Consider the following 22,477-nt stretch of genomic DNA (forward strand, 5'->3'; position numbering starts at 1 on the left):
ACAGAATCGTGGAGAAGCGGGAACCCCGTCCCGGCGAGCCACAGACAAGAGGTGCCACACATGGTCGATCGACAGCGAGTCGTCATCGTCGGAGGTGGCTTCACCGGCCTGTACGCCGGCAAGAAGCTCGAGAAGCTCCTCCCGGCCTCCGCGGCAGAGCTGGTGATCGTCAGCCCGACTGACCACCTCACCTACAGCCCCCTGCTGCCGGACGTCACCGCGTCCGTCATCGAGCCCCGCCACGTCGCCGTGTCGCTGCGGCAGGCGCTGCCGCGCCACAAGCTCGTCATCGGTCACACCACCTCGGTCGACCCCGAGGCCAAGACCATCACCATCTCCAAGAGCGAGCGCGGCGTCGTCGGGGACGAGACCCAGGTCCTGTCCTACGACAAGCTGCTGCTGTCCCCGGGCGCGGTCACCCGCCGCTTCCCGATCCCCGGGGTCTCCGAGAGCGCCCGCGGGGTCAAGACCATCACCGAGGCCGCCTTCGTCCGCGACCACCTGCTGTCCCAGCTCGACGCGGCCGACAGCCTGCCCGACGACCCGCGCTTCGACGCCGAGCGCGCCGAGCGCATGACCGTGGTCGCGGTCGGCGCCGGCTACACCGGCACCGAGATCGTCGCGCAGACCCACCGCTGGCTCTCCCGCGTGGCCGACCGCTGGTCGTCCATCGACGTCCGCGACGTGAAGTGGCTGCTGATCGACGTGGCCCCGGCCGTCCTGCCCGAGCTGGGCCCCCGCCTGGGCCAGTACGCGCTGTCCGCCCTCAAGGGCCGCGGCATCGACGTGCGCCTGGGGGTCTCCGTGGCCAACGTCGAGGGCAACGTCATCAACCTCACCGACGGCACCCCGGTCCCCTCGCGCACCCTCATCTGGGGCGCGGGCATCATGGCGAACCCGCTCATGGGCACCCTGGGCCTGCCGCTGGACCGCGGCCGCCTCGTCGTGGACGCCAAGATGAAGGTCTCCGGCGCCGACGACGTCTGGGCCGCCGGTGACGCCGCCGCCGTGCCGGACCTGGCCAAGCCGAAGCCGGCCGACGGCCCGCAGCCGATCACCCCGCCCACCGCGCAGCACGCCCAGCGCCAGGGCACCGCGGTCGGCAAGAACATCGCCGCCTCCTTCGGGATCGGCCAGGCCGCCGACTACGTCCACAAGGACCTGGGCCTGGTCGCCGACCTCGGTGGCGGCACCGCGGTGGCCAAGCCGCTGGGTGTCGAGATGACCGGCCTGCCGGCCAAGATCGTCGCCCGCGGGTACCACCTGTACGCCCTGCCGGCCATGAGCAACCGCATCCGCGTGCTCACCGACTGGGCCCTGCACGCGATCCTGCCGCCGCAGGCCGTCGCGCTGAACCAGACCCGTCCGGAGGACGCGCTCATCACCCCGGCGCAGAACACGGACATCTACCCCAAGGCCGAGGAGAAGCCGAAGGTCGGCTGACCCCTGCCGTGGTCCCCGAGGACGTGGTGGCCCGCGTGGCCACCACCCTGGGGACCAGCACGAACCGAGCCCGCCGGCTGGTGCGCACCGCACTGCCGGCGGGCTTCGTGCTGCAGGTGAGCGGTCAGGCGCGGGTCGTGCTCGTCGAGGGGGTGACCGACGCCGCCGTCCTCACCGCGCTGCTCCAGGGCCACCCGCCCGTCGTGGCCGTGGGCGGCAAGCACCTCCTGCCGCTGGCCGCGGCCCTCGCCGGTGCCCTCGGCGCGGCCGTGGACGTCGTCCTCGACGGCGACGACGGCCCCGCCGCCGGGCACCGCGCGCGCGAGGACAGCCGGCGCGTGCGGGAGGCCCTGGCCGGCACGCCCGTGCACGTCCTGCCCGGTGACCTCGAGGCGTGCCTGGCCCGCTGGCCCGCGTTCCTGGCCGCGCTGCCGGCGGGGCTGAGGAAGGACCCCGTCGCCTACGCCCGCGCGGCCGCGACCGCCCGGGGCACCGCCGCGCCCCCGGAGCTGGCCGCGCTGCTCACCGCCCTCCTCAGCCCCTGAGCCGATCGGCGAGCCCCGTCGCGCGGGCCAGCGGCCGCTCGACCGCGGCCGCCACCGCACGGGCCGACCCCACCACCCGCACCCGGCTGCGGGCCCGGGTCAGCGCCGTGTAGAACATCTCCCGCGTGGCCAGCGGGGACCGCTCGGGGGCCGCGAGCACGGTGACCGTCTCGAACTGCGACCCCTGGCTGCGGTGCACCGTCATCGCGTGCACCGGCTCGACGGCCGCGAGCCGGGCCAGCGGCACCCGCAGCGGCCCGGCGCCGCGCCCGAGGGCGGCCACGAGCACACCGTCCTCCTCCAGCACCACGCCGGTGTCACCGTTGAAGACGCCGACGGCGGGGTCGTTGGCGGTGACGATGACGGGCAGGCCGACGTAGCGGCCGTCCGGCCGGGGCAGGACACCGAGCTCCTCCACCGCCCAGCGCTGGGCGAGCCCGCCCCAGTGGGAGACCCCGCGCGTCCCGCGACGGTGCGCGCACAGCAGCCGGTGGGTGTCCAGCGCGGCCAGGGCCGCCTCGGCGTCCCCCGCCCGGGCGGCCTCGACCACCGCCCGGGAGCGGGCGACCACGTCGGTGCGCACGACGTCCAGGGCGGCGCCGGTGACGAGCTCCTCGTCGGGCACCTCGAGGAACTCCACGTCCGGGCCGCCCGCGCGCAGGAGCTCGACGACGTCGGCGGGACGTTCCTCGCGCACCGCCTGCGCGATGGCCGCGATCGTGCCGCCGTAGCGGTGCGTCCGGCGCAGCTGCGCGACCCCGTGCGGGGAGGAGGCCGCGGGCGCGACGAGGTCGGCCAGGACGGCGCCGACCTCGACGGAGGCGAGCTGCTGCGGGTCGCCCACCAGGACCAGGCGCGCGCCGGGGCGCAGCGCGGACAGCAGCCGCGCCATGACGCCCAACCCGACCATCGAGGCCTCGTCGACGATGACGACGTCGTGCGGGAGGCGGTGCTCGGCGTCGAAACGGGCCCGGACCGACCCCGGCCGGATGCCCAGCAGCCGGTGCAGCGTGGACGCGGTGGCTCCGCGCAGGAAGGACCGCTCGGCGGTGGTGAACGCCCCCTGCCCGGCCGCGGAGACGACGGCCTCGGTCAGGCGGGCGGCGGCCTTGCCCGTGGGCGCGGCCAGCGCCACGCGCGGCGCCCCGCCCGAGAGGGCGTGCACGGCCGCCAGGAGCCGGGCCACCGTCGTCGTCTTGCCCGTGCCCGGGCCACCGGCCAGCACCGAGACCCCGTGCGAGAGGCACACCGCCGCCGCCGCGCGCTGGTCGTCGGCGCGATCGCCCGGCCACAGCCGGTCGAGGACGGCCTCGACCAGCGCGGGCTCGAACGGCGCCACCGCCCGGCTGCGCTCGCGCAGGTCCCGGGCCACGGCGAGCTCCTGGCGCCAGTACCGGTCCAGCCAGAGGCCGTCGCCCACGAGGTGCAGGGGCGCGGTCGGTCTCGGCGCGTCCGGGTCCTCCCCCGGCCGGTGCTCGACCGTCAGGGGGCTGCGCCGCAGGGCCTCCAGCCAGCCGTCGCGCTCCGGCCAGGGGACGGTCACCGGCTCGACGGTCCCGGAGTCGTCGGCGTCCTCGGGGACGAGGTCGCCCACGCCCGACAGGCGCAGGGCGACCGACCCGTGCCGCACGGCCCGGACCGCGAGCGCGACGGCGAGCAGGACGCGCTCGTCGTCCTCCCCGGTCACGGCCCCCAGCCGGCGGGCGACGTGGACGTCGGCGGCGTGCAGCAGGCCGAGCTCGTTGACCTCGCGCAGCAGGCCCGTGGCGGTGCGGGCGAGGGACGCCGAGCGGTCGGGCTCGGCGCCGGTGGCCGGGCTGGCCGGGCTGGGCTGGCCGGTGGGGCTCGTCGGGGTGGTGGTCACGGGATCCTCCCGGCGAGCAGGTCGGAGGCGGCCACGACGAGGGCGGCGGGGGGCTGCCAGGACCAGACCCCGGGGGGCACCCCGTCCGGGCCGGGCGCGACGTCCGGCCCGCACATGCCGCGCAGGAAGAGGTAGAGCGACCCGCCGAGGTGCTCGGCCGGGTCGTACCCGGGCAGCCGCCAGCGCAGGAACCGGTGCAGCGCGACGCTGTAGAGCAGCGCCTGCAGCGGGTAGTGGGCCGCGAGCACGGTCTCGTCGAGGGCCTGGCGCCGGTAGTGCCAGGCGGTCAGCTCCTCCCCCGGGCCGGCGAGCCGGTTCGTCTTGTAGTCCACGACGAGGAACCGGGACCCGCACCGCAGGACGGCGTCGATGGAACCGGTGAGGTAGCCGCGCAGCACCTCGGCGGCCAGGACGGGGTCGGCGAGCAGCCCGGCGTAGGCGTGCACCGGGTCGCCCGGGCGCAGGTGCTCGCGCAGGAGGCCGGCGAGGTCGCCGAGCCGACCTCCCGCCGCCGGGCCGGCCGCGTCACCTCCCGCCAGCGGCAGCTCGAAGTCCAGCTCGGCGAGCCGGTCGGCCACCGCGAAGTCCGCCAGCGCGCGCCCGTCGGCCAGCGGGCCCAGCCCGGTGCGCACGACGGGCCCGAGAGCCGCGGCGAGCGGTTCGGCCAGCGGGGCCGCGAACTGCTCGCGGGCCAGCGCCGCCAGGTGGGCGGGCCGGTCGGGCACGGCCGGGTCGAACCCCTCCAGGACGGCGTGCACGAGCGTGCCGAACCCCGTGCCCGCCGGCAGGCCGGCCAGGGGTGAGGGCACGTCCCGCCACCCCTGCGGGTCCTCCTGCGCGCCCGCCTCGAGCGCGACCTCCTGGACGGCGACCTCGTCGAGCGTGACGTCCAGCTCCGGTTCGGACAGCACGGCCCGCCCCGGCGGGTGCGCCTCGTGGACCCCGCGGGTCAGGCCCGAGTAGGACGTGCGCCGCCAGCCGAGGTCGACCTCGGCGGTGAACCGCGCCGCCCGCAGCTGCGCCGGGGCCGGCGCGGGGGCGGCCCAGCGCGACGGCGCGGACCGGGCAGGCACGTCCTCGAGCGCGACCGGGGAACCGGGCGGGAACAGCGCCCCCAGCCGCGCCCGCAGGGCCTCGTCGTCCGGCAGCGGCAGCTTCTCCGGCAGCGCCCGGACGTCCTCGGCGAACAGCAACCGGTGCAGCGCACCGCGCTGGGTGTTCGTGGCGGGCGCCCACCACACGAGCAGCCGGGAGACCGCGCGCGTCAGGGCGACGTAGAGCAGGCGCAGCTCCTCGGCGAGGTCCTCGGTGTCGGCGGCCCGGCAGAACGCGTCGTACGCGGGGGCCGCCGGGCCCCCGACGTGCAGCGCGCGCCGGCCGTCGGGGGCGTGCGCCACCGGCAGCCGGTCCTTGGAGCCGCCACCGGGGCCGTCCCAGCCGAAGGGGACGCAGACGACCTCGTGCTCCAGGCCCTTGCTCGTGTGGACGGTGGCGATCTGGACGGCCTCGCGGTCGGTGTCCAACCGCCGCGAACGCTCCTGGTCGACGTCGCCGGCCGCGTCCTCGACCCGCCCGCGCAGCCACGACAGCAGGCCGGCGACCCCGTCGCCCGGTCCCTGGACGGCCTCGGCGTGCAGCACCTCGGCGATGTGGCGCAGGTCGGTCAGCCGCCGCTCACCGCCCTCGACGCCGAGCAGCCGGCGCGGCAGGTGCTGCTCGGCGTCGACGGCGGCGAACATCGCGGACACCCCGCGCTCGGTGAGCAGGCTGCCCCACCGGCGCAGCGCGACCGAGAGCTCGTCGGTGGCCCGGTCCCCCGCCGCGTCGAGCTCGGCGGCGCTGCGGCCGACGAACGAGGACAGCGCCGCGCGCCGCACGCGGGCGGCCCGGTGCGGTTGCTCGACCGCCTCCAGCAGCCACACCCACTCCCGGGCCGCGGGGGTGCTGAAGACCGACGGCCCGCGGGACAGCACGCACGGCACGCCCCGCCCGCGCAGCTCCTCCTGCACGAGCCGGGCCTGGGCCTGGGTGCGGACCAGCACGGCGACGTCCCCGGCGGCCAGGGCGCGCTCGGAGCCACCGGCGTCCCGCTCCGGGCGCACCCGCAGCCCCTCGGACAGGACGGCGACGACCTCCTCGGCGGTGTCGCGCGCCACCGCGGCCCGCACGTCGGCCACGGCCGGGACACCCGTGCGCGCGGTGAGCGGCAGCCCGTCGCGGGGCACCAGGCGCAGCCGCACCGGCGAGGGGTCCGGACCGTCCGGGCCGGTGAGCGCCGCCGTGCGGTGGTGGGCCTGCACGGGGTGCACGACGATCCGCTCGTCGCCGAGGGCCGCACCCCGCAGCAGCGCGGCCGTCCCGGCCAGGACGGCGGGGTCGCTGCGGTAGTTCGTGCCGAGCGTGGCGGTGGTGCCGGCGACCCCGACGGCGTCGAGGTAGCTGTTCACGTCGGCGCCGCGGAAGGCGTAGATCGCCTGCTTGGGGTCGCCGATGAGCACGAGCGGGCAGCGACCGTGGAACGCGGTCCGCAGCACGTCCCACTGCACGGCGTCGGTGTCCTGGAACTCGTCGACGAGCACGACGGAGTACCTGCGTCCCAGCCGTCCGCACGCCGTCGGTCCGGCGACGTCGTCGGTCAGGGCGTCCCGCAACCGGGCCAGGAGGTCGTCGAACCCCAGGAGGCGGCGGGAGCGCTTGCGGGCGGCGACCTCCCGGCGGACGCCCTCGGCGAACCGGACGCGCAGGTCCTCGGGGGTGTCCGGGACGCTGCCGCGCGGTTCGACGCGCGCGTCCGGGCGGCCCACCGCCTCGCGGGCGATCCGCAGCGCGTCGGCCCGGGAGAACGGGGGCGGGCCCGCGCCGGGGCGCACCGCGAAGCGCACGTAGAGGTCGTCGCAGACCTCCTCGACGAGGTCGTCCACGTCCTCCACGAGGGTCGCGGTCGGGTCGACGTCGGCGGCGGTGCCCAGGCTCGTGAGGACCTGCCGGCAGAACTCGTGGATGGTCGCGACGGTGGCGGCGTCGAACCCGGCCAGGGCCGCGGACAACCGGGCGCACCGGGCCTCGACCTCGCCCTGGTCGGCCGCGGCGAGGTGGCGGACGACGGCGTCGGCGGAGGCGGCCGCCGCGACCGGGTCGGCCAGCGCGGCGCGGACGCCGACGAGGCGCTCGCGGACCCGGTCGCGCAGCTCGGCCGTCGCGGCCCGCCCGAAGGTCACGACGAGCAGCTGATCGACCGTGGCGACGCCCTCGGCCACGTACCGCGTGACGAGACCGGCGATCGTCCACGTCTTGCCGGTCCCGGCGCTGGCCTCCAGGACGGTCGTGCCGGTCGGCAGCGGACCGGTCACCTCGAAGTGCTCGTGGGGCACGTGGGGGTTCACCGCTCGTCCATCCGGTGGGCGCCGAGGAGGGGTTCGAAGAACCGTTGCACGGCGGCGTCGAACGACGTGGGCGCCCCCGGGGGCCAGCCGGTGGGCGGGGCCCAGTCCAGGAGCACGTCGACGCCGGCGCGGGCCCCCCAGACGCTGACGTTCTCCTCGTCGGCGTCCTCCTTCGGGTACGACCACCCCGAGGTCCAGGCCCCCGCCGCGGCGCGGCGGCACGCGGCGGGCGGACGGCCGGCCCACGCCGCTTGCGCGTAGGCCATCGCCGTCTCCACGGGCAGCGGCAGCGGCGCGCACAACCCCGCGGCGCGCAGTTCGAGCAGGTCCACGAGCAGCCCCCGGGCGAGGGCGGCGGGCACGGGCCCCAGCGTCAGGAGGGCCACGCCGCCCCGGGCGCCGCGGCCGACGACGACGGCGCGGTGCTCGGTGCCGGGGTGGGCGGCCGAGAGGGCCAGCAGTTCCAGCCAGGCCCGGACGGTCTGCTTGGCCTTGACCCGGGAGTACGTGGTCGTGACCGCCACGTCGCCCGTGGCGCGGCCCCCGGGGCGGACCGGCCGGACCCCGCGGACGCTGCCCGTGAGCCGGACCGGGCCCGTCCCGGGCACGTCGAGGTCGAGCTCGACGTCGACGCTGCGGGGTGCCCCGCCGCCCGGGGCGGCGTCGAACTCGGCGGCGACCCCGGCGATCCGGTCGACCACCGGCCCGACCTCGCGCAGCACGGCGGCGCCCAGCGGCCCGGGCGGGAGCGCGCCGCGCGCGGCTTCGAGCCGGACGACGTCGCTCGCGCCGGCCCCGCGCAGCCGTGCGGTCAGGGCCCGGTCGCCGACGGACCACGTGGCGAGGGCGTCGAGCTCGACGGGCAGCGCGTCGGCCGGTTCCTCCTCCCGGGTGGTGGTGGCGACGTCCAGGCGCTGGCGCCAGAACCCCTTGGCGGGGTGCTGGAAGAACTGCACGAGCTGGTCCAGGTCGAGGTCGGCGGCGGGGGCGGGCGGCAGCCCGGAGGTCAGGAGCGGTGGTGGCGCCGCCGGTTCGGCGGTGGCCGTGGTCGCGCCGGCGAGGGCGCTGCGGTCGTGGCTGAACGCACCGGGCCGGCCGAGGGCGCCGTCGGCGAAGTTGCGCGGGTCGGTCGGCTGCAGCGGGTGCTGGACGACCAGGCGCCCGCGCACCCCGGGGTGGGCGGCGTCGAGGGCGTCGAGCAGCTCCCCCACGGGCACGGCGGGCGGCAGCGGCGCGCCGGTCCGCACGTCGCGGCCGGAGTAGGTGACGACGAGCGCGTCGCGCGCGGAGCAGACGGCGTCGAGCAGCACCTGCCGGTCCTCGCTGCGGGGGTCGCGGTCGCCGAGGTGCGCCTCGCGCGAGAGCACGTCGTCGGCGTCGGGGTTGCTCACGCGGGGGAAGGCGCCGTCGTCCATGCCCAGCAGGCAGACCACGCGGTGCGGCACCGACCGCATGGGGGTCAGGGTGCAGACCGTGAGCGCGCCGGTGCGGAAGTTCGCGCGCTGGGGCCGGCCGGCGAAGCGCTCGGCGACGAGGGCGGCCACGTCGGCCAGTCCCACCTCGGCCGTCCCGGCGCGGGCGGCGTCCTGGGCGACGGCTCCCAGCTCGCGGCGCAGCTGCGCCAGCTGCCAGGCCCCGTCGGCGGGGACGTCGGCGAGGTCGAGGACGGCGTCGAGCAGCGCCTCGCACCACGCGGCGACGCCGCGGCGGCCGGACAACCGGGTGACCGCGGCGTCGAGGCGGTCGAGCAGTTCGGCGAGCCGGCCGGCGAGGTCGACGCGGGAGGACTCGACGTCGGCGAGCGGGACCACCCCGGCGGCAGCCTCCCCCCCGAGGTCCCCGACGAGCTCGTCCTCACCGCCGCCGACGGCGACACCGACGAGCAGCCGGTCCAGCCCGGCCCGCCAGGACCCCTGGGCCACCTCCCCGAGGGACCAGGTGGCGCGGTGGGCGGCGGACAGGCCCCAGTGCACGCCGGCGTCGACGGTCCACTCCCGGACCTGCTCGAGGTCCTCGTCGTCGAGGTCGAAGCGGCGGCGGACCGCGGCGGTGCCGGCCAGGTCGAGGACCTCGCTGGCCGTCAGGCGGCTCTGGGCGAGCACGAGCAGCCGGGCCGCGAGCCCGAGCAGCGGGTTGGTCTGCAGCGCGGAGCGGTCGGCGACCTGGACGCGCAACCCGCCGCCGGGGTGGGGGTCGGTGGAGAAGACGGCCTGCACGAGCGGGGCGTAGGCCTCGACGTCGGGGCACATGACGAGGACGTCGCGCGGCTGCAGCGTGGGGTCGTCGTCGAGCAGGCCGAGGACGACCTCGCGCAGCACCTCGACCTGGCGGGCCCGGCCGTGGCAGCTGTGGACCTGCACGGAGCGGTCGGCCGGGTCCGGGTCCGGCGCCGGGGCCGGCACCTCGTCGGCCGCGAGCGCCGCCTGCAACCGCCCGAGCAGCGTGTCCCGGGGCGCGGGGGCGCGGTGGTGGACGTCGCGCAGGTCCGGGGCCACCTGCAGCAGCCGGGCCTGCAGCTCGCGCACGTCCCGCGCGAGGGAGCGCAGCAGCGGGTGCCGAGCGGGGTCCTCCCCCTGGTCGGCGCGGCGCGGGCTCGTCGGCGGCCGCGTCGCCGACCACAGCGCGGGGCTGGGGTGCTGCACGAACAGGTGCACCTCGCGGTGCTCGGCGAGCGCGGCCAGGACCCGCAGGCGGGACTCGGCCAGCCGCGTCACGACGAAGACGGCGAACCGCCCGCCCAGCCCGGTGCGGGCCGGGTCGGTGCGCAGCGCGGCGCACACGTCCTCGAGCAGCTCGGCCGGGGCGGGGACGCCGACGCGCTCGCGCACGGCGCGGAACACCTCCGGCTGCCAGCGCAGGTCCTCGGGGACGGCGCAGCCGCCGGCGGCCCACTCGGCGAGCAGGCCGGGACGGGCGGCGCCGTAGCGGGCGAACAGGCCCGCCAGCCGGGCCGCCGCGGCGGTCCGGCGGACCCGGGGCACGTCCTCGCCCGGGACGGCGCGCAGGTGGTGGCGCAGGAGCGCGAACTCCGGCCGCGGGTCCGGGGCGGGACGGCCGTCGGCGGGGGCGATCCGGTCCAGGACCTCCAGCACGTCCCACGTGAGGGCGTCCGGGGCCCACCGCTCGACGGCGTCGGCCGCGGCGGGCCGCAGCCGGCCGAGGACGTCGGCGACGACGCCGTCGAGCAGGCGGGCCGGGGAGGAGAAGTCGACGCGGGCGCAGATGCCGTCCTCGCCGCCGGGGCCGGCGCCGAGGTGGTGCGAGAGGCGCTGGGCGATCCAGCGCTCGGTGCCGCGGGCGCCGACGGCCAGGACGTCGGGGGCGAAGGGGTCGGCGCCGGCGGCGGGGGTCCGCAGGACGTCGGCCAGGCCCGCGACGAGGGCCGTCGCGCTCTCGGAGCGGTGGACGTGGAGCACGGTCCCCTGTCTACCCGACCGCCCGGACACGGCGTCCCGGCGGTCCCCGTGGTGTGCTGGCCCGGTGCCGACCGCTCCCGCGCTGTCGATCCTGGACCGTTCGCGCACCCGCTCGAGCGGGTCCGACGCCGACGCCGTGCGCGCCACGGTGCGGCGCGCGCAGCGGGTCGAGGCCCTGGGGGTGGACGGGTTCTGGGTCGCCGAGCACCACGGGGTGCCGGGGGTCGTCGGGTCGGCGCCGACCGTCCTGCTGGCGGCCGTCGCCGCGGCCACGACCCGGCTGCGGGTGGGCACGGCCGGGGTGATGCTGCCCAACCACCGCCCGTTCGTCGTCGCCGAGCAGGTGGCCACGCTCGCCGCGCTGCACCCCGGGCGCGTCGAGGTCGGGGTGGGCCGGTCCCCGGGGTTCACCGCCCCCGTCCGCCGCGCGCTCGGCGCGCCCGCGAGCGCCGACGCGGACGAGCGGCTGGCCGAGCTGCTGGACTGGCTGCGCGGCCGGGGCCCGGTGACCCTGCGCCCGCAAGTGCCGGCGCCGCCGGTGTGGCTGCTGGCCACGGGTGAGGGGTTGCGGACGGCGGCGCGCCTCGGTCTGCCCGCCGTCGTGGGCGGGCGCCTGCTGCGGGACGTGGAGCCGTTGCGGCGCTACCGCCGCGAGCACCCCGGCGGTCGCGTCGGCCTCCTGATCGACGTGGTGGTCGCCGACGACGCGGAGGCCGCGCGCCGGGAGCTGCTGCCCCAGGCCGTGGCGCTGGCGCGGGCCCGCAGCCGCGGGGAGTTCGGGCCGTTGCCCACCCCGGGGGAGGCGGCCGCCGCGGTGGGGTCGGCGGGGCTGACGGGCCGCGAGCGCGCCGACGTCGAGCGGTACCTCGCCGACGCCGTCGCCGGCACCCCCGGGCAGGTGCGGCAGCGGTTGCAGGAGGTGCTGGACCGCACGGGCGCCGACGAGCTGCTCGTGGCGTCCACCCCGTACGACGAGGACGTGGAGGCGGCGAACGACGCCCGGCTGGCGGCCCTGGTGCCGGAGCTGGTGGGCGGCCTCAGAACCGCCGGTTGAGGGAGCGTCGCCGGACGCGCTGCTCGATCCGGTCGAACTCCCGGCGCAGGGGCTGGGAGCAGAACTCCCCCAGCGTGACCCCCGCCGCGAGCGCGAGGGCCGTGCCGAAGGCCGTGACGAGCTGGGCCAGGCCCGCCGAGGTCCCCCCGCCGACGATGTTGAAGATCGCCCGGTAGATCGCCAGGCCGGGCAGCAGCGGGACGATCCCGCACACGGAGACGACCAGACCGGGCACGCCCCAGCGCCAGGCCGTGCCCTCGGCCAGGAGGCCGACCAGCAGCGCCGCCAGACCCGCGGCGGCGACCGGGCCGGCCCCCAGGAGCGCGGCGACGCCCGCGGTGGCGGTGGCGGTGGCGCCGGCGAGGGCGGCCAGCAGGACCGCGCGCATCCCGGCGTACCCGGACACGGCCCAGGTGAAGGCGGCGACGGCACCGGCCACGACCTGGACGGGCAGCGGGTAGGGGGTCCCGGGCGAGAACGAGAGGCTGAGCGTGATGCCGGCGCGCTGGCCGAGGTCGAGGACGGCGGCGATGCCGAGGACCAGACCGATCGTCAGCAGGACCGTCTCGAAGGCCCGCGCCCCCGCCGTCACGTAGAAGCCCGAGATCGCGTCCTCGGCCGACCCCACCAGGGACAGCCCGGCCAGCAGCACGACGATCCCCGACCCCACGACCAGGGACGGCGGGAGGCTGCCCACCCAGTCGGGCAGGTGGGGGCCGACGACGAGCAGGAGGAGCGCGAACGCGGTCGCGATGCCGGCCCCGGCGAACTGCTGGAAGAACGACGGCAGGCCCCGGCGGTTCAACGCGGCCAGCACGACCTGCAGGACGCACGTGACGAGGGCGGCGCCCACGGCGACGGCCCAGGTGCCGCCGATGGCCACCGCGACGGCGGCGGCCAGCCCCACGGACCCACCGGCCGAGATCCACGGCCGGTAGGGGCGGCGCTGGGACAGCAGCCGCTTGAGGCGGGTGTTGATCTCCTCGGCCGGCAGGCCGTCCCCGGCCTCGTGGGCCAGCTCGTACAGCGCCCCGAGCCGGGAGTAGTCGCTGGCCCGCACCTTCACCACGCGCGCCGAGGTCAGCGGCACGCGGTCGGCACCGGCCGTCGAGACGATGACGGCGGTGTAGTTGATGTCGACCTGCGTGCGCCGCAGCCCGGCGCCGGCGGCGGCCCGCAGGGCGAGGGCGGTGACGTCGGCCGCGGACGCCCCCGCCGACAGCAGGGCCTCGGCCATGCGGACGACGGCGTCGAGCGCTTCCAGCGCCTCGGGCCGGGTGAGCCCGCCGTCGTCGAACGGTTCGGGGGAAGGGCTGTCACCGGCCACGATCTCGGCCAGCCGGCTCCGCCATCGAGCCGTCGTGAATCCAGTGCGCAGCGCCACGCGGTGACGCTATCGAAGCGCTGCGTCAGCAGTTCAGGGCGAGGGTGTCCCGGTCCGGGACGGGCACGACGTCGCAGCCGACACCGGCGGTGCCGAGGTCGACCACGACCCACCCGGTGGCCGGGTCGTACCGCAGGACGGCCGTGGCCGGGTCGAGGGCCGCGGGGTCGGTGGGCTCGAGGTCGGCCGCGGCCCACGGCCCGGCGACGCGGACGTCGGTGACCGCGAAGGACCCCGCGGGGACCGCGGACGTGGCCGGGCTCGTGGTCACGGCGCGGGTCACCTCGCCGGTCACCGTGCCGGGCGCTGTGCCGGTCGCCGGGTCGGGGGTGCTCGCCGCGGAGCTCGAGGCCGCCAGGGCGAGGGCGAGCGCGGGGGCGGCGAGAGCGGTCAGGGTGAGCGTGGTGCGGCGGTTCACGGTGTCGGCCTCCGTGGTCTGGCTGGTCCGGCTGGTCCGGCTGTCCGGGGAGTGGACGCGGCGCGGCCCTCGCCGGTTGCACGGGAGCCGGGTCTGCACGACCCGTTCACCTCAGCCCGGGTCGACGACCAGGTCGGCCCGGTGCGCGCCGGCGGCGACGACGGCCGCGTTGGCCCCGTCGCTGCCGAGGGCCCAGGCCCGCGCCTGCTCGGGCGTCCTGCCGAAGGCCTCGTGCCGGGCGACGAGCCGGTCCAGGCGGAGCCGCTCGTCGGGGGCGACGTACCAGGTCTCGTCGAGCAGGCCCTCCAGCGCGGCCCACGGCCCCTCGCGCAGCAGCAGGTAGTTCCCCTCGGTGACGACGAGCGGCACCTCCCGCGGGACGGGCAGCGCGGAACCGACGGGCTCGTCCAGGTCGCGGCGGAACTCCGGGGCGTGCACGACGTCCTCGGCCCCCGAGCGCAGGCGCCGCAGCAGCGCGACGTACCCGCCCGCGTCGAAGGTGTCCGGTGCCCCCTTGCGCTCGCGCCGGCCGAGGGCGTCCAGGACGCGGTCGGCGTAGTGGAACCCGTCCATGGGGACCAGGGCGGCCAGTTCCGGGCCGAGGTCGCCCACGAGCCGCGCGGCCAGGGTCGACTTGCCCGCCCCGGGCGGGCCGACGAGCCCCAGGACGCGGCGGGGCCCGGTCGTCAGGGTCCGCGCCCGGTCCAGGAGGACGTCGTAGGAGGGGTCGGTCACCTCAGAACACCGGGCCCGGCTCGGCGGCGGCACCGGCCCCGGTCGCCTCGGCCTGCTCGGGGGCCAGGACGGCCCCGGCCCAGCGCTCGCAGGTCCACCCCTGCTCGGGGGAGCCGACGAGCTCGACGACGCCGGTGTTGCCCAGCCCGGTGGCGATGACGAACTCGGGCGTCACGTTCTGCACCCGCGCACCGGCCCAGGTGCGGATGGCGGCGCCGTGGCTGACGAGCACCAGGGTCTCGACCCCGGCGGCGCGGGCGGCCGCGAGGGCGGCGGAGACGGCGGCGTCGTACCGGGCGAAGAAGGCGTGCCCGTCCTCGGCACCGGGTTCGGCGACGGACAGGTCCCCGCGCAGCCAGGCGGCGAGGACGTCCAGGTAGCGGCGCACGGACGCCTCGTCGCCGCGCATCTCCGCCGCGCCGGCCTCGATCTCGCGCAACCCGTCGGCGACGCGGACGTCGAGGCCGAGGTGGGCGGCCAGCGGGGCCGCCGTCTGCTGCGTGCGCACGAGGGTCGAGGCCGTGACCGCCCCGATGCCGAGCCCGCCGAGCTCGGGCACGAGGGCGGCGGCCTGCTCGCGCCCGAGGTCGCTCAGGCCGGCGCCGGGGACGGCGGTGTCGAGCAGGTGCTCGACGTTGGAGCGGGTCTGGCCGTGACGGACGAGGAGGAGTCGCACGCCGCCACGATCCCAGAGACCGCTCAGAGCACGACGTCCAGGCGGCCGTGCGTGGAGCCGTTGAGCATCGTCATCAGCCGCAGCTGCACCTCGACCGGCACCGGCTCCTTGGCCGTGAAGGTCAGCCGGCCGATCATGCGGCGCAGGTCCTCGGCCGTGAGGTCGCGGTCGTCGGAGACCATGCCGCTGGCGCGCTCGCGGTTGATCTCGCGGGCCAGGGAGGCCACGGGTGCGGCGCTGACGTCGAGGCGGCCGTCCTCGTCGGTCCCGTAGAGGTGCCCGAGCAGGGCCCGGTCGGACTGGGTCAGCTCGTCGAGCGGGTCCTCGTCGATCCACTCCGGCGTGATGCGGCGCACCGGGGTCACCGACTCCGTGCCGCTCAGGCCGTTCAGCTGGGAGGCGGTCCGCACCGCCGGGGCCGAGGTCACCGTTCCGAGTCGCATCGTCGTCTCCTGTTCCGCGTCCGAGGTGATCGCCCAGAGTGTTCTCTGCGTGACTCCCAGTGTCCGGCAGGATCGACCATGATCTGAGGACAGGTCACCCGGACGGCCCAACGGCCGTCCGGGTGAACTGCGTCGTCGCAGGTCAAAGGCGTACGACAGCGAGACCGGGGAGGCTCACTCCACGGGGTCGAGGACGAAGACGGGGATCTCGCGGTCGGTCTTGCGCTGGTAGTCGGCGTAGTTCGGGAAGGCGGCCACGGCGCGCTCCCACCACCGCGCCTTCTCCTCGCCCCCGACCTCGCGCGCGGTGTAGTCGCGCTTGACCGGGCCGTCCTGCAGCTCGGCCAGCGGGTGGGCCTTGAGGTTGTGGTACCAGACGGGGTTCTTGGGGGCGCCGCCGAGCGAGGCCACCGCCGCGTAGCTGCCGTCGTGCTCGACGCGCATCAGGGCCTGCTTGCGCAGCTTGCCCGACTTCGCGCCGAGCGTGGTCAGGACGACCACCGGCATGCCGCGCAGCTCGGTGGCCTCGGTCCCGCCGCTGGCCTCGTACTGCTCCACCTGCTCGCGGACCCACGCCTCGGGGCTGGGCTCGTACTCTCCGGTCAAGGGCATGCCCCGCAGGCTAGTTCGCGCCCTCGAACTCCGCCGCCCGGGTGACCCCCAGGTCGCGCACGGCCGTCTCGACGACGGTGGCGAGGTCGAGGGAGAACCGCGGCGTCACCAGCGGGCTGCTCGTCAGGCCCGCCGCCAGGCACTCGTGGACGTGCTCGAGCATGAAGCGGTGCCCGTGCGCGACGGAGTGGTCGTGCTCGCTGACGTGCTCGGTCCCGTCCGGGCCCGTGCGGTGCACCGTGAACCCGGGTGCGGCCGGCAGCGGCGAGCCGACCTCGACCCACCCCTCGCTCGCCTCGATCCACGCCCGCGAGGGGGTGCGCGCGACCATCGTCGTGGACAGCGCCGCCACCGCGCCCGAGTCCCAGCCCAGGGCCAGGGCGACCTGGCGGTCCACCCCCGAGGGGGCCAGGGAGCCGGCCACCCGCACGGTCGAGGGCGTGCCGAACAGCGTCAGCGCCAGCCCCACCGGGTAGGGGCCGAGGTCGAACAGCGAGCCACCGCCGATCGCGGGGTCGTGGAACCGCGCGAGGGAGTCCGGCGCTGGGAAGCCGAAGTCGGCGTGCAGGCCGTGCACCTCGCCCACCTCACCGCGCCCCAGGAGGTCCAGCAGGGCCACCGTGCCCGGCAGGAAGCGCGTCCAGTACGCCTCCATGAGGAACACCCCGCGCTCGCGGGCGGTCTCGAGCAGGTCCCGGGTCGCGGCCAGGCTCACGGTCATCGGCTTCTCCACCAGGACCGCCTTGCCCGCCAGCAGCGCGGCCTTCGCCGGCGCGTGGTGCTGCGGGTGCGTCGTCGCGACGTAGACCGCGTCGACCCCGGGGTCGGCCAGCATGTCCTCCACCGACCCGTAGGCGGCCACGTCCTCCCGCCCGTCGGGCACGAAGCGGCGCGCGCGGTCGGCGTCGCGCGAGGCGACCGCCGCCAGCCGCCCACCCGGCGCGAGGTCCAGCGCCCCGGCCACGTCCCGGGCGATGCCGCCCGTGCCCACGAAACCCCAGCCCACACCCGGTCCGACGCTCACTGCGACACCTCCTCCTTGCGGGGCAGGGACTGCGAGGCCCCGGCCCGGCTGACGGTGACCGCCGCGACGCGGGCGGCCCACTGCGCGGCCTCGACCAGACCGAGCCCGTCCAGGAGCCCGTCGGCCAGCGCCGCCACGTAGCTGTCCCCGGCGGCGGTGGCGTCGACGAGGTCCGCCGGCGCGGCCGCCACCTCGGCGTGCCCGCCGGGGGTGACGACGAGGGACCCGCGCTCGCCGCGCGTGACGATCGTGGTGCCCGAGGGCCGCACGGCCCGCGCCTGCGCGACCAGCCCCTCGACGTCGGCCGCGACCTCCTGACCGGCCAGGACCGCCAGTTCCCCCGCGTTGGGCACGAGCAGGTCGGCCCGCGCCAGCAGCTGCGGCGGCAACGGCCGGGCCGGGGCCGGGTTCAGGACCAGCAGGCCCGTGCACAGCTCGGCCGCGGCGAGCAGCGCCTCGTCGGGCACCTCGCACTGCAGCAGGACGACCCGGGCCGAGCTGACCGTCGCGGCGGCGGCCCGGACGCGGGCGTCGTCGACGCGGTCGTTGGCCCCCGGGCTCAGCACGATGGTCGACTCCCCCGCGTGCACGAGGACGACGGCCACGCCCGTGGGGACGTCGAGGGCGGCGACGTGCTCGACGTCGACCCCCTCGGCCGCCAGCCGGCCGCGCAGCCCGCGGCCCTCGTCGTCGTCCCCGACGGCACCGACCATGGCGACGCGCCGGCCGAGCCGCGCCGCGGCGACGGCCTGGTTGGCCCCCTTGCCGCCCAGGCCCCGCTCGGCGTCGGCCCCGCGGACGGTCTGCCCCGCCGGGGGCAGGTCGGGCAGCCGGATGGCGAGGTCGGCGTTGACGCTGCCGACGACCGTGACGTCCCGGGTCTTCTCGGCGTGCGGCTTGCCGTGGCTGTCGTAGGTGATGCTCACGCGCCCGACCCCGCCTCGCCGCGCACGGGCAGGACCCAGATCGCCGCCACCGCCGGGTCCCCGAGGTCGACGGTGCGCCCGGCCCCCAGCCGCACGACGGTGGTTCCGGCGAACTCCCTGCGCTGCAGCACTTCCAGTCGCAGGTCCAGCCCGATGCCGAGGTCGGCGAAGTAGCGCAGGACGTCGGGGTCGGCGTCGGAGATGCGCGCCACGACCCCGACGCCGCCCTCGGGCACGTCGGAGAGGTTGTGCGCGCCCGGCTGCGGCACGGTGCCGTCGGCGCGCGGGATCGGGTCGCCGTGCGGGTCGCGCTCGGGGCGCCCCAGGCGCGCGTCGAGGCGGTCGAGCATCCGGTCGGAGACGACGTGCTCGAGCACCTCGGCCTCCTCGTGCACCTCGTCCCAGGAGTAGCCGAGGTCGGCGACGAGGAACGTCTCCAGGAGCCGGTGCCGGCGCACGACCGCGAGCGCCCGCGTCCGCCCGGTGTCGGTCAACTCCACCCCGCCGTACCGCTCGTGCCGCAGCAGCCCGGCGTCGGTGAGCTTGCGGACCGCCTCGGAGGCCGTGGAGGCGGACACCCCCATGCTCTGGGCGAGCATCGAGAGCGTGATCTTGGCGTCGGACCACTCCCCCGCGGCGTAGACGGTCTTCAGGCAGTCCTCGGCGGCCGGCGTGGCGGCCGTCGTCGAGGTCGTCGAGGCGCGGGGCACGCCCACAGCTTGCCACCTCGCCCCCGCGCCGACCGGGCCGCGGGCCGCCGCCGGGTTTCGGTGCGCCGAACTCCGGGTTACCGTGGACCGCACAGCGGTTGTCGAGCGACCAGCGGGAGGTCGGCGTGCGGGGGAACGGGCGGGACGCGGTGGTCTCGGGGGCCGACGTCCTCGTGGGCCTGGCCCTGCTGGTCGTGGCCGGTGCCGGCGCGGGGCAGGCCCGGTGGGGCACGGCCGCCCTCGCCGCGGCCGTCGCCCTCCTGTGGTGGGCGGCGGCGGGGTGGCGCCTGGGCCGCGGGCGCGCGAGCCGTCCCGCGCGCCGGGCCCGCACCTCGGGCTGAGCCCGGGACCGGGCGGGTGCCAGGATCGCCGCGTGACCGACCTGGCCCCGGACCTCGCCCCCACCTGGCGCCGCACCCGCCCGCCGCGCGCCCTGCGCCACCTCGACTCCGCCGCCGCGGGCCGCAGCAGCTGGGCCGTGCTCGACGCGGTCGCGGCGCACCTGCGCGCCGAGGCCACCCGCGGCGCGTACGTGGCCGCGGTGGAGGCGGCCCCCGCCCTGGACGGCGCCCGGGAGCACGTGCGGGCGCTGCTCGGGTGGCAGCCCGGTGAGGGGGTCGTCGCGTTCGTCCACAGCGCCGAGGACGCGCTGCGCCAGCTGCTGCTGCGCTGGCCCGGCGGGCGGCCCGCCGCGGTGGCCCACCCCCGCGGGGAGTACGGGCCGAACCTGGCGGTCCTGTCGGCCCTGGGGATCGGCACGCTGGTGCTCGACGGCCCCCACCGGTGGGACCCCGACGCGTTCGCCCGCGCGCTGGCCGCCGCGCACCGCCCCGACCTCGTCCACCTGACCTGGCTGGGGTCGCACATCGGGACGGTGCAGCCCGTGGCCGACGTCGTCGCGGTCTGCCGGGCCGCCGGGCTGCCGGTCGTCGTCGACGCCGCCCAGGCGTTCGGGCACGTGGACACGACGGGCGCGCGCGAGGCCGACGTCGTCTACGGCACGTCCCGCAAGTGGCTCGCCGGTCCGCGGGGCGTCGGGTTCGTCGCGGTCCGGGGCCCGCTCGCCGGGCGGTGCGGACCGCTGGAGCAGGCCGAGGCGACCGTGGCCGGACGGGTGGGGTTCGCCGCGGCCCTGGCCGAGCACGTCGACCTCGGGCCGGCCGCCGTGCACGCCGGGCTCGCCGCCGTCGGCGCGACCACCCGCCGCCGCCTCGCCGACGGGCTGGCGGGCTCGTGGGAGGTCTGCGAACCCCCGGGCGAACCCAGCGCGACCGTCACCCTGCGACCGCTGCAGGCTCTCGACGTGGCCGGTCTGCGGGCCGACCTCGTCGCCACCGACGGGATCGTCACCACCGCGCTCGGGCTCGAACGGGCCCCGCTGGAGATGACGTCGCCGGGGTTGCGGGTCAGCGGCCACCTCGACACCACGGCCGGTGACGTCGACGCGCTCGTCGCCGCGCTCCTGGCGCGTTCCTGAGGTCTTCCTGGGCTTCCGGCGGGCGGGTCGTGCCCGGCGCTGCCACAGTTGGGGCCCGAGACCGACCGACGGTTCTGCGCAGAGGAGGAAGTTCATGGTGGGCAAGGTTCTGCTGCTGGCGGCGGCCGGGGCCGGGTACGTGCTCGGAGCGCGCGCCGGCCGCGAGCGCTACGAGCAGATCAGCGGCACGGTGGGCCGCCTGTGGGGCAACCCCAAGGTGCAGTCCCGCGTGGAGGACCTGGAGGACAAGGCCGGCGACCTGGCCCGGCAGGCTGGCGCCGCCGCCCAGGAGAAGGTCGGCGCCGCCGCGGGTTCGGTGGCCGGCACGGTCAAGGACAAGGTCTCCGGCGGGTCCGGCGGTTCGAGCAGCGGTGACGCCCCGCTCGGCGACCAGCACCACACCCGGATGCCCACGGACTGACCGGGGCTCCTGCGCGCACCTGCGGGTGCGCACCGGCGACGTGGCACCGAAGGTGGGCGCATGAGTTCTCCCACCGTCGGTGACCACGTCGTCTCGCGTCTGGGCCTGTGGGGCGCCCACCGGTTCTACGGCTACCCCGGCGACGGCATCGGTGGTGTCGTCTCGGCGATCGGCCGGGCGGTCGAGGCCGGTGACGCCGAGTTCGTCCAGGTGCGCCACGAGGAGACCGCGGGTTTCGCCGCCACCGCGGACGTGAAGTACGGGGGCTCACCCCTCGGGGTCGCCGTCGTCACCTCCGGGCCCGGTGCGGTGCACGTCCTCAACGGCCTGTACGACGCCAAGCTCGACCACGTCCCCGTGGTCGCCCTCGTGGGCCAGACCGCGACGAACGCGCTGGGCACGAGCTACTACCAGGAACTCGACCTCGTCCGGCTCTACAGCGACGTGGCCGGGGAGTTCGTGTTCCAGGTGAGCAGCCCCAGCCAGGTGCAGCACGTCGTGGACCGCGCCGCGCGGACCGCGCTGGAACGCCGGACGGTCACGGCGGTCGTCCTGCCCAGCGACGTCCAGGACGCCGACGCCGTGGTCGAGGTCCCCGAGGGCCACGGGTTCACCCACACCTCCGCGGTCCCCGGGTCGCTGCCGGGGACGCCCCGCACCGAGGCCCTCGCCCAGGCCGCCGAGGTCCTGCGGTCGGGGCGCAAGGTGGCGATCCTCGCCGGGGCCGGTGCGCTCGGCGCCACGGCCGAGCTGACCGCGGTGGCCGACCGGCTCGGCGCCGGGGTCGCCAAGGCGCTGCTCGGCAAGACCGTCCTCGACGACCGCCTCGACTGGGTGACCGGGGCGATCGGGTTGCTCGGCACCCGGCCGAGCTACGACCTCATGCGCCAGTGCGACGTGCTGCTCATGGTCGGCACGACCATGCCGTACTCGGAGTACTACCCCGCCCCCGGTCAGGCCCGGGCCGTCCAGATCGACGTGGACGGCACCCGCTGCGGGTTGCGCTACCCGACCGAGGTGAACCTCGTCGGGGACGCCCGCGAGACCCTCGCCGCCCTGCTGCCGCTGCTCGAGGGCGCCGACCCCGACCCGTCGTGGCGCGCGGACGTCGCGCGCTGGAACCACGCCTGGGACGCGTGGAGCGCCGAGCGCGCGCAGGCCGAGGCGAACCCGCTGAACCCCGAGCTCCTCGTGCGGGGGTTGTCCGACCGGCTCGCCGACGACCACCAGGTGGCCGTGGACTGCGGGACCGCGACGAGCTGGTTCGCCCGCGACCTCGACCTGCGGCCGGGGATGACCGCGTCCCTGTCCGGGACGCTGCTGTCGATGGGCGGCGGTCTGCCGTACGCGCTGGCGGCCAAGCAGGCCCACCCCGACCGTCCGGTGCTGGCGCTGCTCGGCGACGGGGCCATGCAGATGAACGGCCTGTCCGAGCTCGTCACCGTCGCCCAGCGCTGGCGGACGTGGACCGACCCGCGGTTCGTCGTCGTCGTGCTCAACAACCGGCAGTTGTCGTTCGTGGCCTGGGAGGCGCGGGCGATGCAGGGCGAGGTCCCGTTCGACGCGGCGATGGACGTCCCGGACGTGCCCTACGCCGGGTGGGCCGAACTCCTCGGCCTGGCGGGGCGGCGCGTCGAGGGGCCCGAGGGCCTCGAGGACGTGCTGACGGCGGCGATGGCGGCCGATCGCCCCTTCGTCCTGGACGCGGTCGTGGACCCGAACGTGCCGATGATCCCGCCGCACGTCAGCCTCGACCAGCTCGTCTCGACCGCCCGGGCCACGGTGCGGTCCGGGCTGCAGGGGGACCCCGCGGCGCGGGAGATCGTCGTCGAGGGGGTGCGCGAGACCGTGGGGGCCGCGGCGCGCGCCGTCCGCGACCGCGTGCGCCGTCCGGACTGAGGTCGAGCGGCCCCGCGGTCGACCCGGTGGTCAGGTGAGGCTAAGCT

At 77.2% G+C, this 22,477-nt stretch carries 19 protein-coding genes; 7 read left to right on the forward strand and 12 right to left on the reverse strand.

The features are described from left to right. Positions 1-60 precede the first annotated feature (60 nt). Both AB2L28_RS02115 and AB2L28_RS02120 read left to right on the forward strand, forming a co-directional pair. Entirely contained in the window at positions 61-1,443 is a 1,383-nt protein-coding gene (locus AB2L28_RS02115) for an NAD(P)/FAD-dependent oxidoreductase (protein ID WP_370717060.1), read from the forward strand. 35 nt (positions 1,444-1,478) lie between these two features. Then, on the forward strand, positions 1,479-1,988 hold the full coding sequence (locus AB2L28_RS02120) for a hypothetical protein (protein WP_370717061.1): 510 nt from the start codon (positions 1,479-1,481) through the stop codon (positions 1,986-1,988). Here the strand turns inward: AB2L28_RS02120 and recD are convergent. Genes recD through recC form a run of 3 tightly spaced genes read right to left on the reverse strand, consistent with a single transcriptional unit; the run spans position 1,978 to position 10,651 of the window. Continuing rightward, a complete protein-coding gene (recD, locus tag AB2L28_RS02125; protein WP_370717062.1) occupies positions 1,978-3,852 on the reverse strand; it encodes an exodeoxyribonuclease V subunit alpha in 1,875 nt (624 codons plus the stop codon). The genes AB2L28_RS02120 and recD overlap by 11 nt on opposite strands. After that, positions 3,849-7,235, reverse strand: coding sequence for a UvrD-helicase domain-containing protein (locus tag AB2L28_RS02130; protein ID WP_370717063.1), 3,387 nt, complete (start codon positions 7,233-7,235; stop codon positions 3,849-3,851). Before AB2L28_RS02130 ends, recD begins: the two co-directional genes overlap by 4 nt. Further along, on the reverse strand, positions 7,232-10,651 hold the full coding sequence (gene recC / locus AB2L28_RS02135) for an exodeoxyribonuclease V subunit gamma (protein WP_370717064.1): 3,420 nt from the start codon (positions 10,649-10,651) through the stop codon (positions 7,232-7,234). The genes AB2L28_RS02130 and recC overlap by 4 nt, the downstream gene beginning before the upstream one ends. Positions 10,652-10,715: 64 nt before the next feature. Here recC and AB2L28_RS02140 point away from each other — a divergent pair, with 64 nt between their 5' ends. After that, on the forward strand, positions 10,716-11,705 hold the full coding sequence (locus AB2L28_RS02140; RefSeq protein ID WP_370717065.1) for an MsnO8 family LLM class oxidoreductase: 990 nt from the start codon (positions 10,716-10,718) through the stop codon (positions 11,703-11,705). Here AB2L28_RS02140 and AB2L28_RS02145 read toward each other — a convergent pair. From AB2L28_RS02145 to AB2L28_RS02185, 9 genes are all read right to left on the reverse strand, one after another. Next, positions 11,689-13,089: a threonine/serine exporter family protein gene (locus tag AB2L28_RS02145; RefSeq protein ID WP_370717066.1), complete on the reverse strand. Its 1,401-nt coding sequence runs from the start codon at positions 13,087-13,089 to the stop codon at positions 11,689-11,691. The genes AB2L28_RS02140 and AB2L28_RS02145 overlap by 17 nt on opposite strands. A 25-nt stretch (positions 13,090-13,114) precedes the next feature. Beyond that, positions 13,115-13,507 (reverse strand): hypothetical protein, encoded by a 393-nt coding sequence (locus tag AB2L28_RS02150; protein ID WP_370717067.1) that lies wholly within the window; start codon positions 13,505-13,507, stop codon positions 13,115-13,117. A gap of 111 nt (positions 13,508-13,618) precedes the next feature. Then, a complete protein-coding gene (locus tag AB2L28_RS02155; protein WP_370717068.1) occupies positions 13,619-14,242 on the reverse strand; it encodes a nucleoside/nucleotide kinase family protein in 624 nt (207 codons plus the stop codon). Position 14,243: 1 nt separating this feature from the next. Beyond that, complete coding sequence (locus AB2L28_RS02160) at positions 14,244-14,918, reverse strand: histidine phosphatase family protein (RefSeq protein WP_370717069.1); 675 nt, start codon at positions 14,916-14,918, stop codon at positions 14,244-14,246. 23 nt (positions 14,919-14,941) lie between these two features. Further along, entirely contained in the window at positions 14,942-15,361 is a 420-nt protein-coding gene (locus tag AB2L28_RS02165; protein ID WP_370717070.1) for a hypothetical protein, read from the reverse strand. Between the two features lie 174 nt (positions 15,362-15,535). Then, positions 15,536-15,973, reverse strand: a complete 438-nt coding sequence (locus AB2L28_RS02170; protein ID WP_370717071.1) for a nitroreductase family deazaflavin-dependent oxidoreductase — start codon at positions 15,971-15,973, stop codon at positions 15,536-15,538. A 10-nt stretch (positions 15,974-15,983) separates the two neighbouring features. Continuing rightward, on the reverse strand, positions 15,984-16,997 hold the full coding sequence (locus tag AB2L28_RS02175; protein WP_370717072.1) for a Gfo/Idh/MocA family protein: 1,014 nt from the start codon (positions 16,995-16,997) through the stop codon (positions 15,984-15,986). Continuing rightward, the gene (locus tag AB2L28_RS02180) at positions 16,994-17,923 is read right to left on the reverse strand and encodes a ribokinase (protein ID WP_370717073.1); all 930 of its coding nucleotides are present in this window, start codon (positions 17,921-17,923) and stop codon (positions 16,994-16,996) included. Before AB2L28_RS02180 ends, AB2L28_RS02175 begins: the two co-directional genes overlap by 4 nt. After that, entirely contained in the window at positions 17,920-18,633 is a 714-nt protein-coding gene (locus AB2L28_RS02185) for a metal-dependent transcriptional regulator (protein ID WP_370717074.1), read from the reverse strand. The genes AB2L28_RS02180 and AB2L28_RS02185 overlap by 4 nt, the downstream gene beginning before the upstream one ends. 98 nt (positions 18,634-18,731) lie before the next feature. Here AB2L28_RS02185 and AB2L28_RS02190 point away from each other — a divergent pair, with 98 nt between their 5' ends. The 4 genes from AB2L28_RS02190 to AB2L28_RS02205 all read left to right on the forward strand — a co-directional run bounded on the left by AB2L28_RS02190 (position 18,732) and on the right by AB2L28_RS02205 (position 22,430). Next, positions 18,732-18,974 (forward strand): hypothetical protein, encoded by a 243-nt coding sequence (locus AB2L28_RS02190; protein ID WP_370717075.1) that lies wholly within the window; start codon positions 18,732-18,734, stop codon positions 18,972-18,974. A 32-nt stretch (positions 18,975-19,006) separates the two neighbouring features. Next, positions 19,007-20,110, forward strand: coding sequence for an aminotransferase class V-fold PLP-dependent enzyme (locus tag AB2L28_RS02195; RefSeq protein ID WP_370717076.1), 1,104 nt, complete (start codon positions 19,007-19,009; stop codon positions 20,108-20,110). Between the two features lie 94 nt (positions 20,111-20,204). Next, positions 20,205-20,531: a YtxH domain-containing protein gene (locus AB2L28_RS02200; protein WP_370717077.1), complete on the forward strand. Its 327-nt coding sequence runs from the start codon at positions 20,205-20,207 to the stop codon at positions 20,529-20,531. Between the two features lie 60 nt (positions 20,532-20,591). Continuing rightward, positions 20,592-22,430: a thiamine pyrophosphate-requiring protein gene (locus AB2L28_RS02205; protein WP_370717078.1), complete on the forward strand. Its 1,839-nt coding sequence runs from the start codon at positions 20,592-20,594 to the stop codon at positions 22,428-22,430. Positions 22,431-22,477 lie beyond the last annotated feature (47 nt).

Source organism: Kineococcus mangrovi, assembly GCF_041320705.1.
Lineage (GTDB): Bacteria > Actinomycetota > Actinomycetes > Actinomycetales > Kineococcaceae > Kineococcus > Kineococcus mangrovi.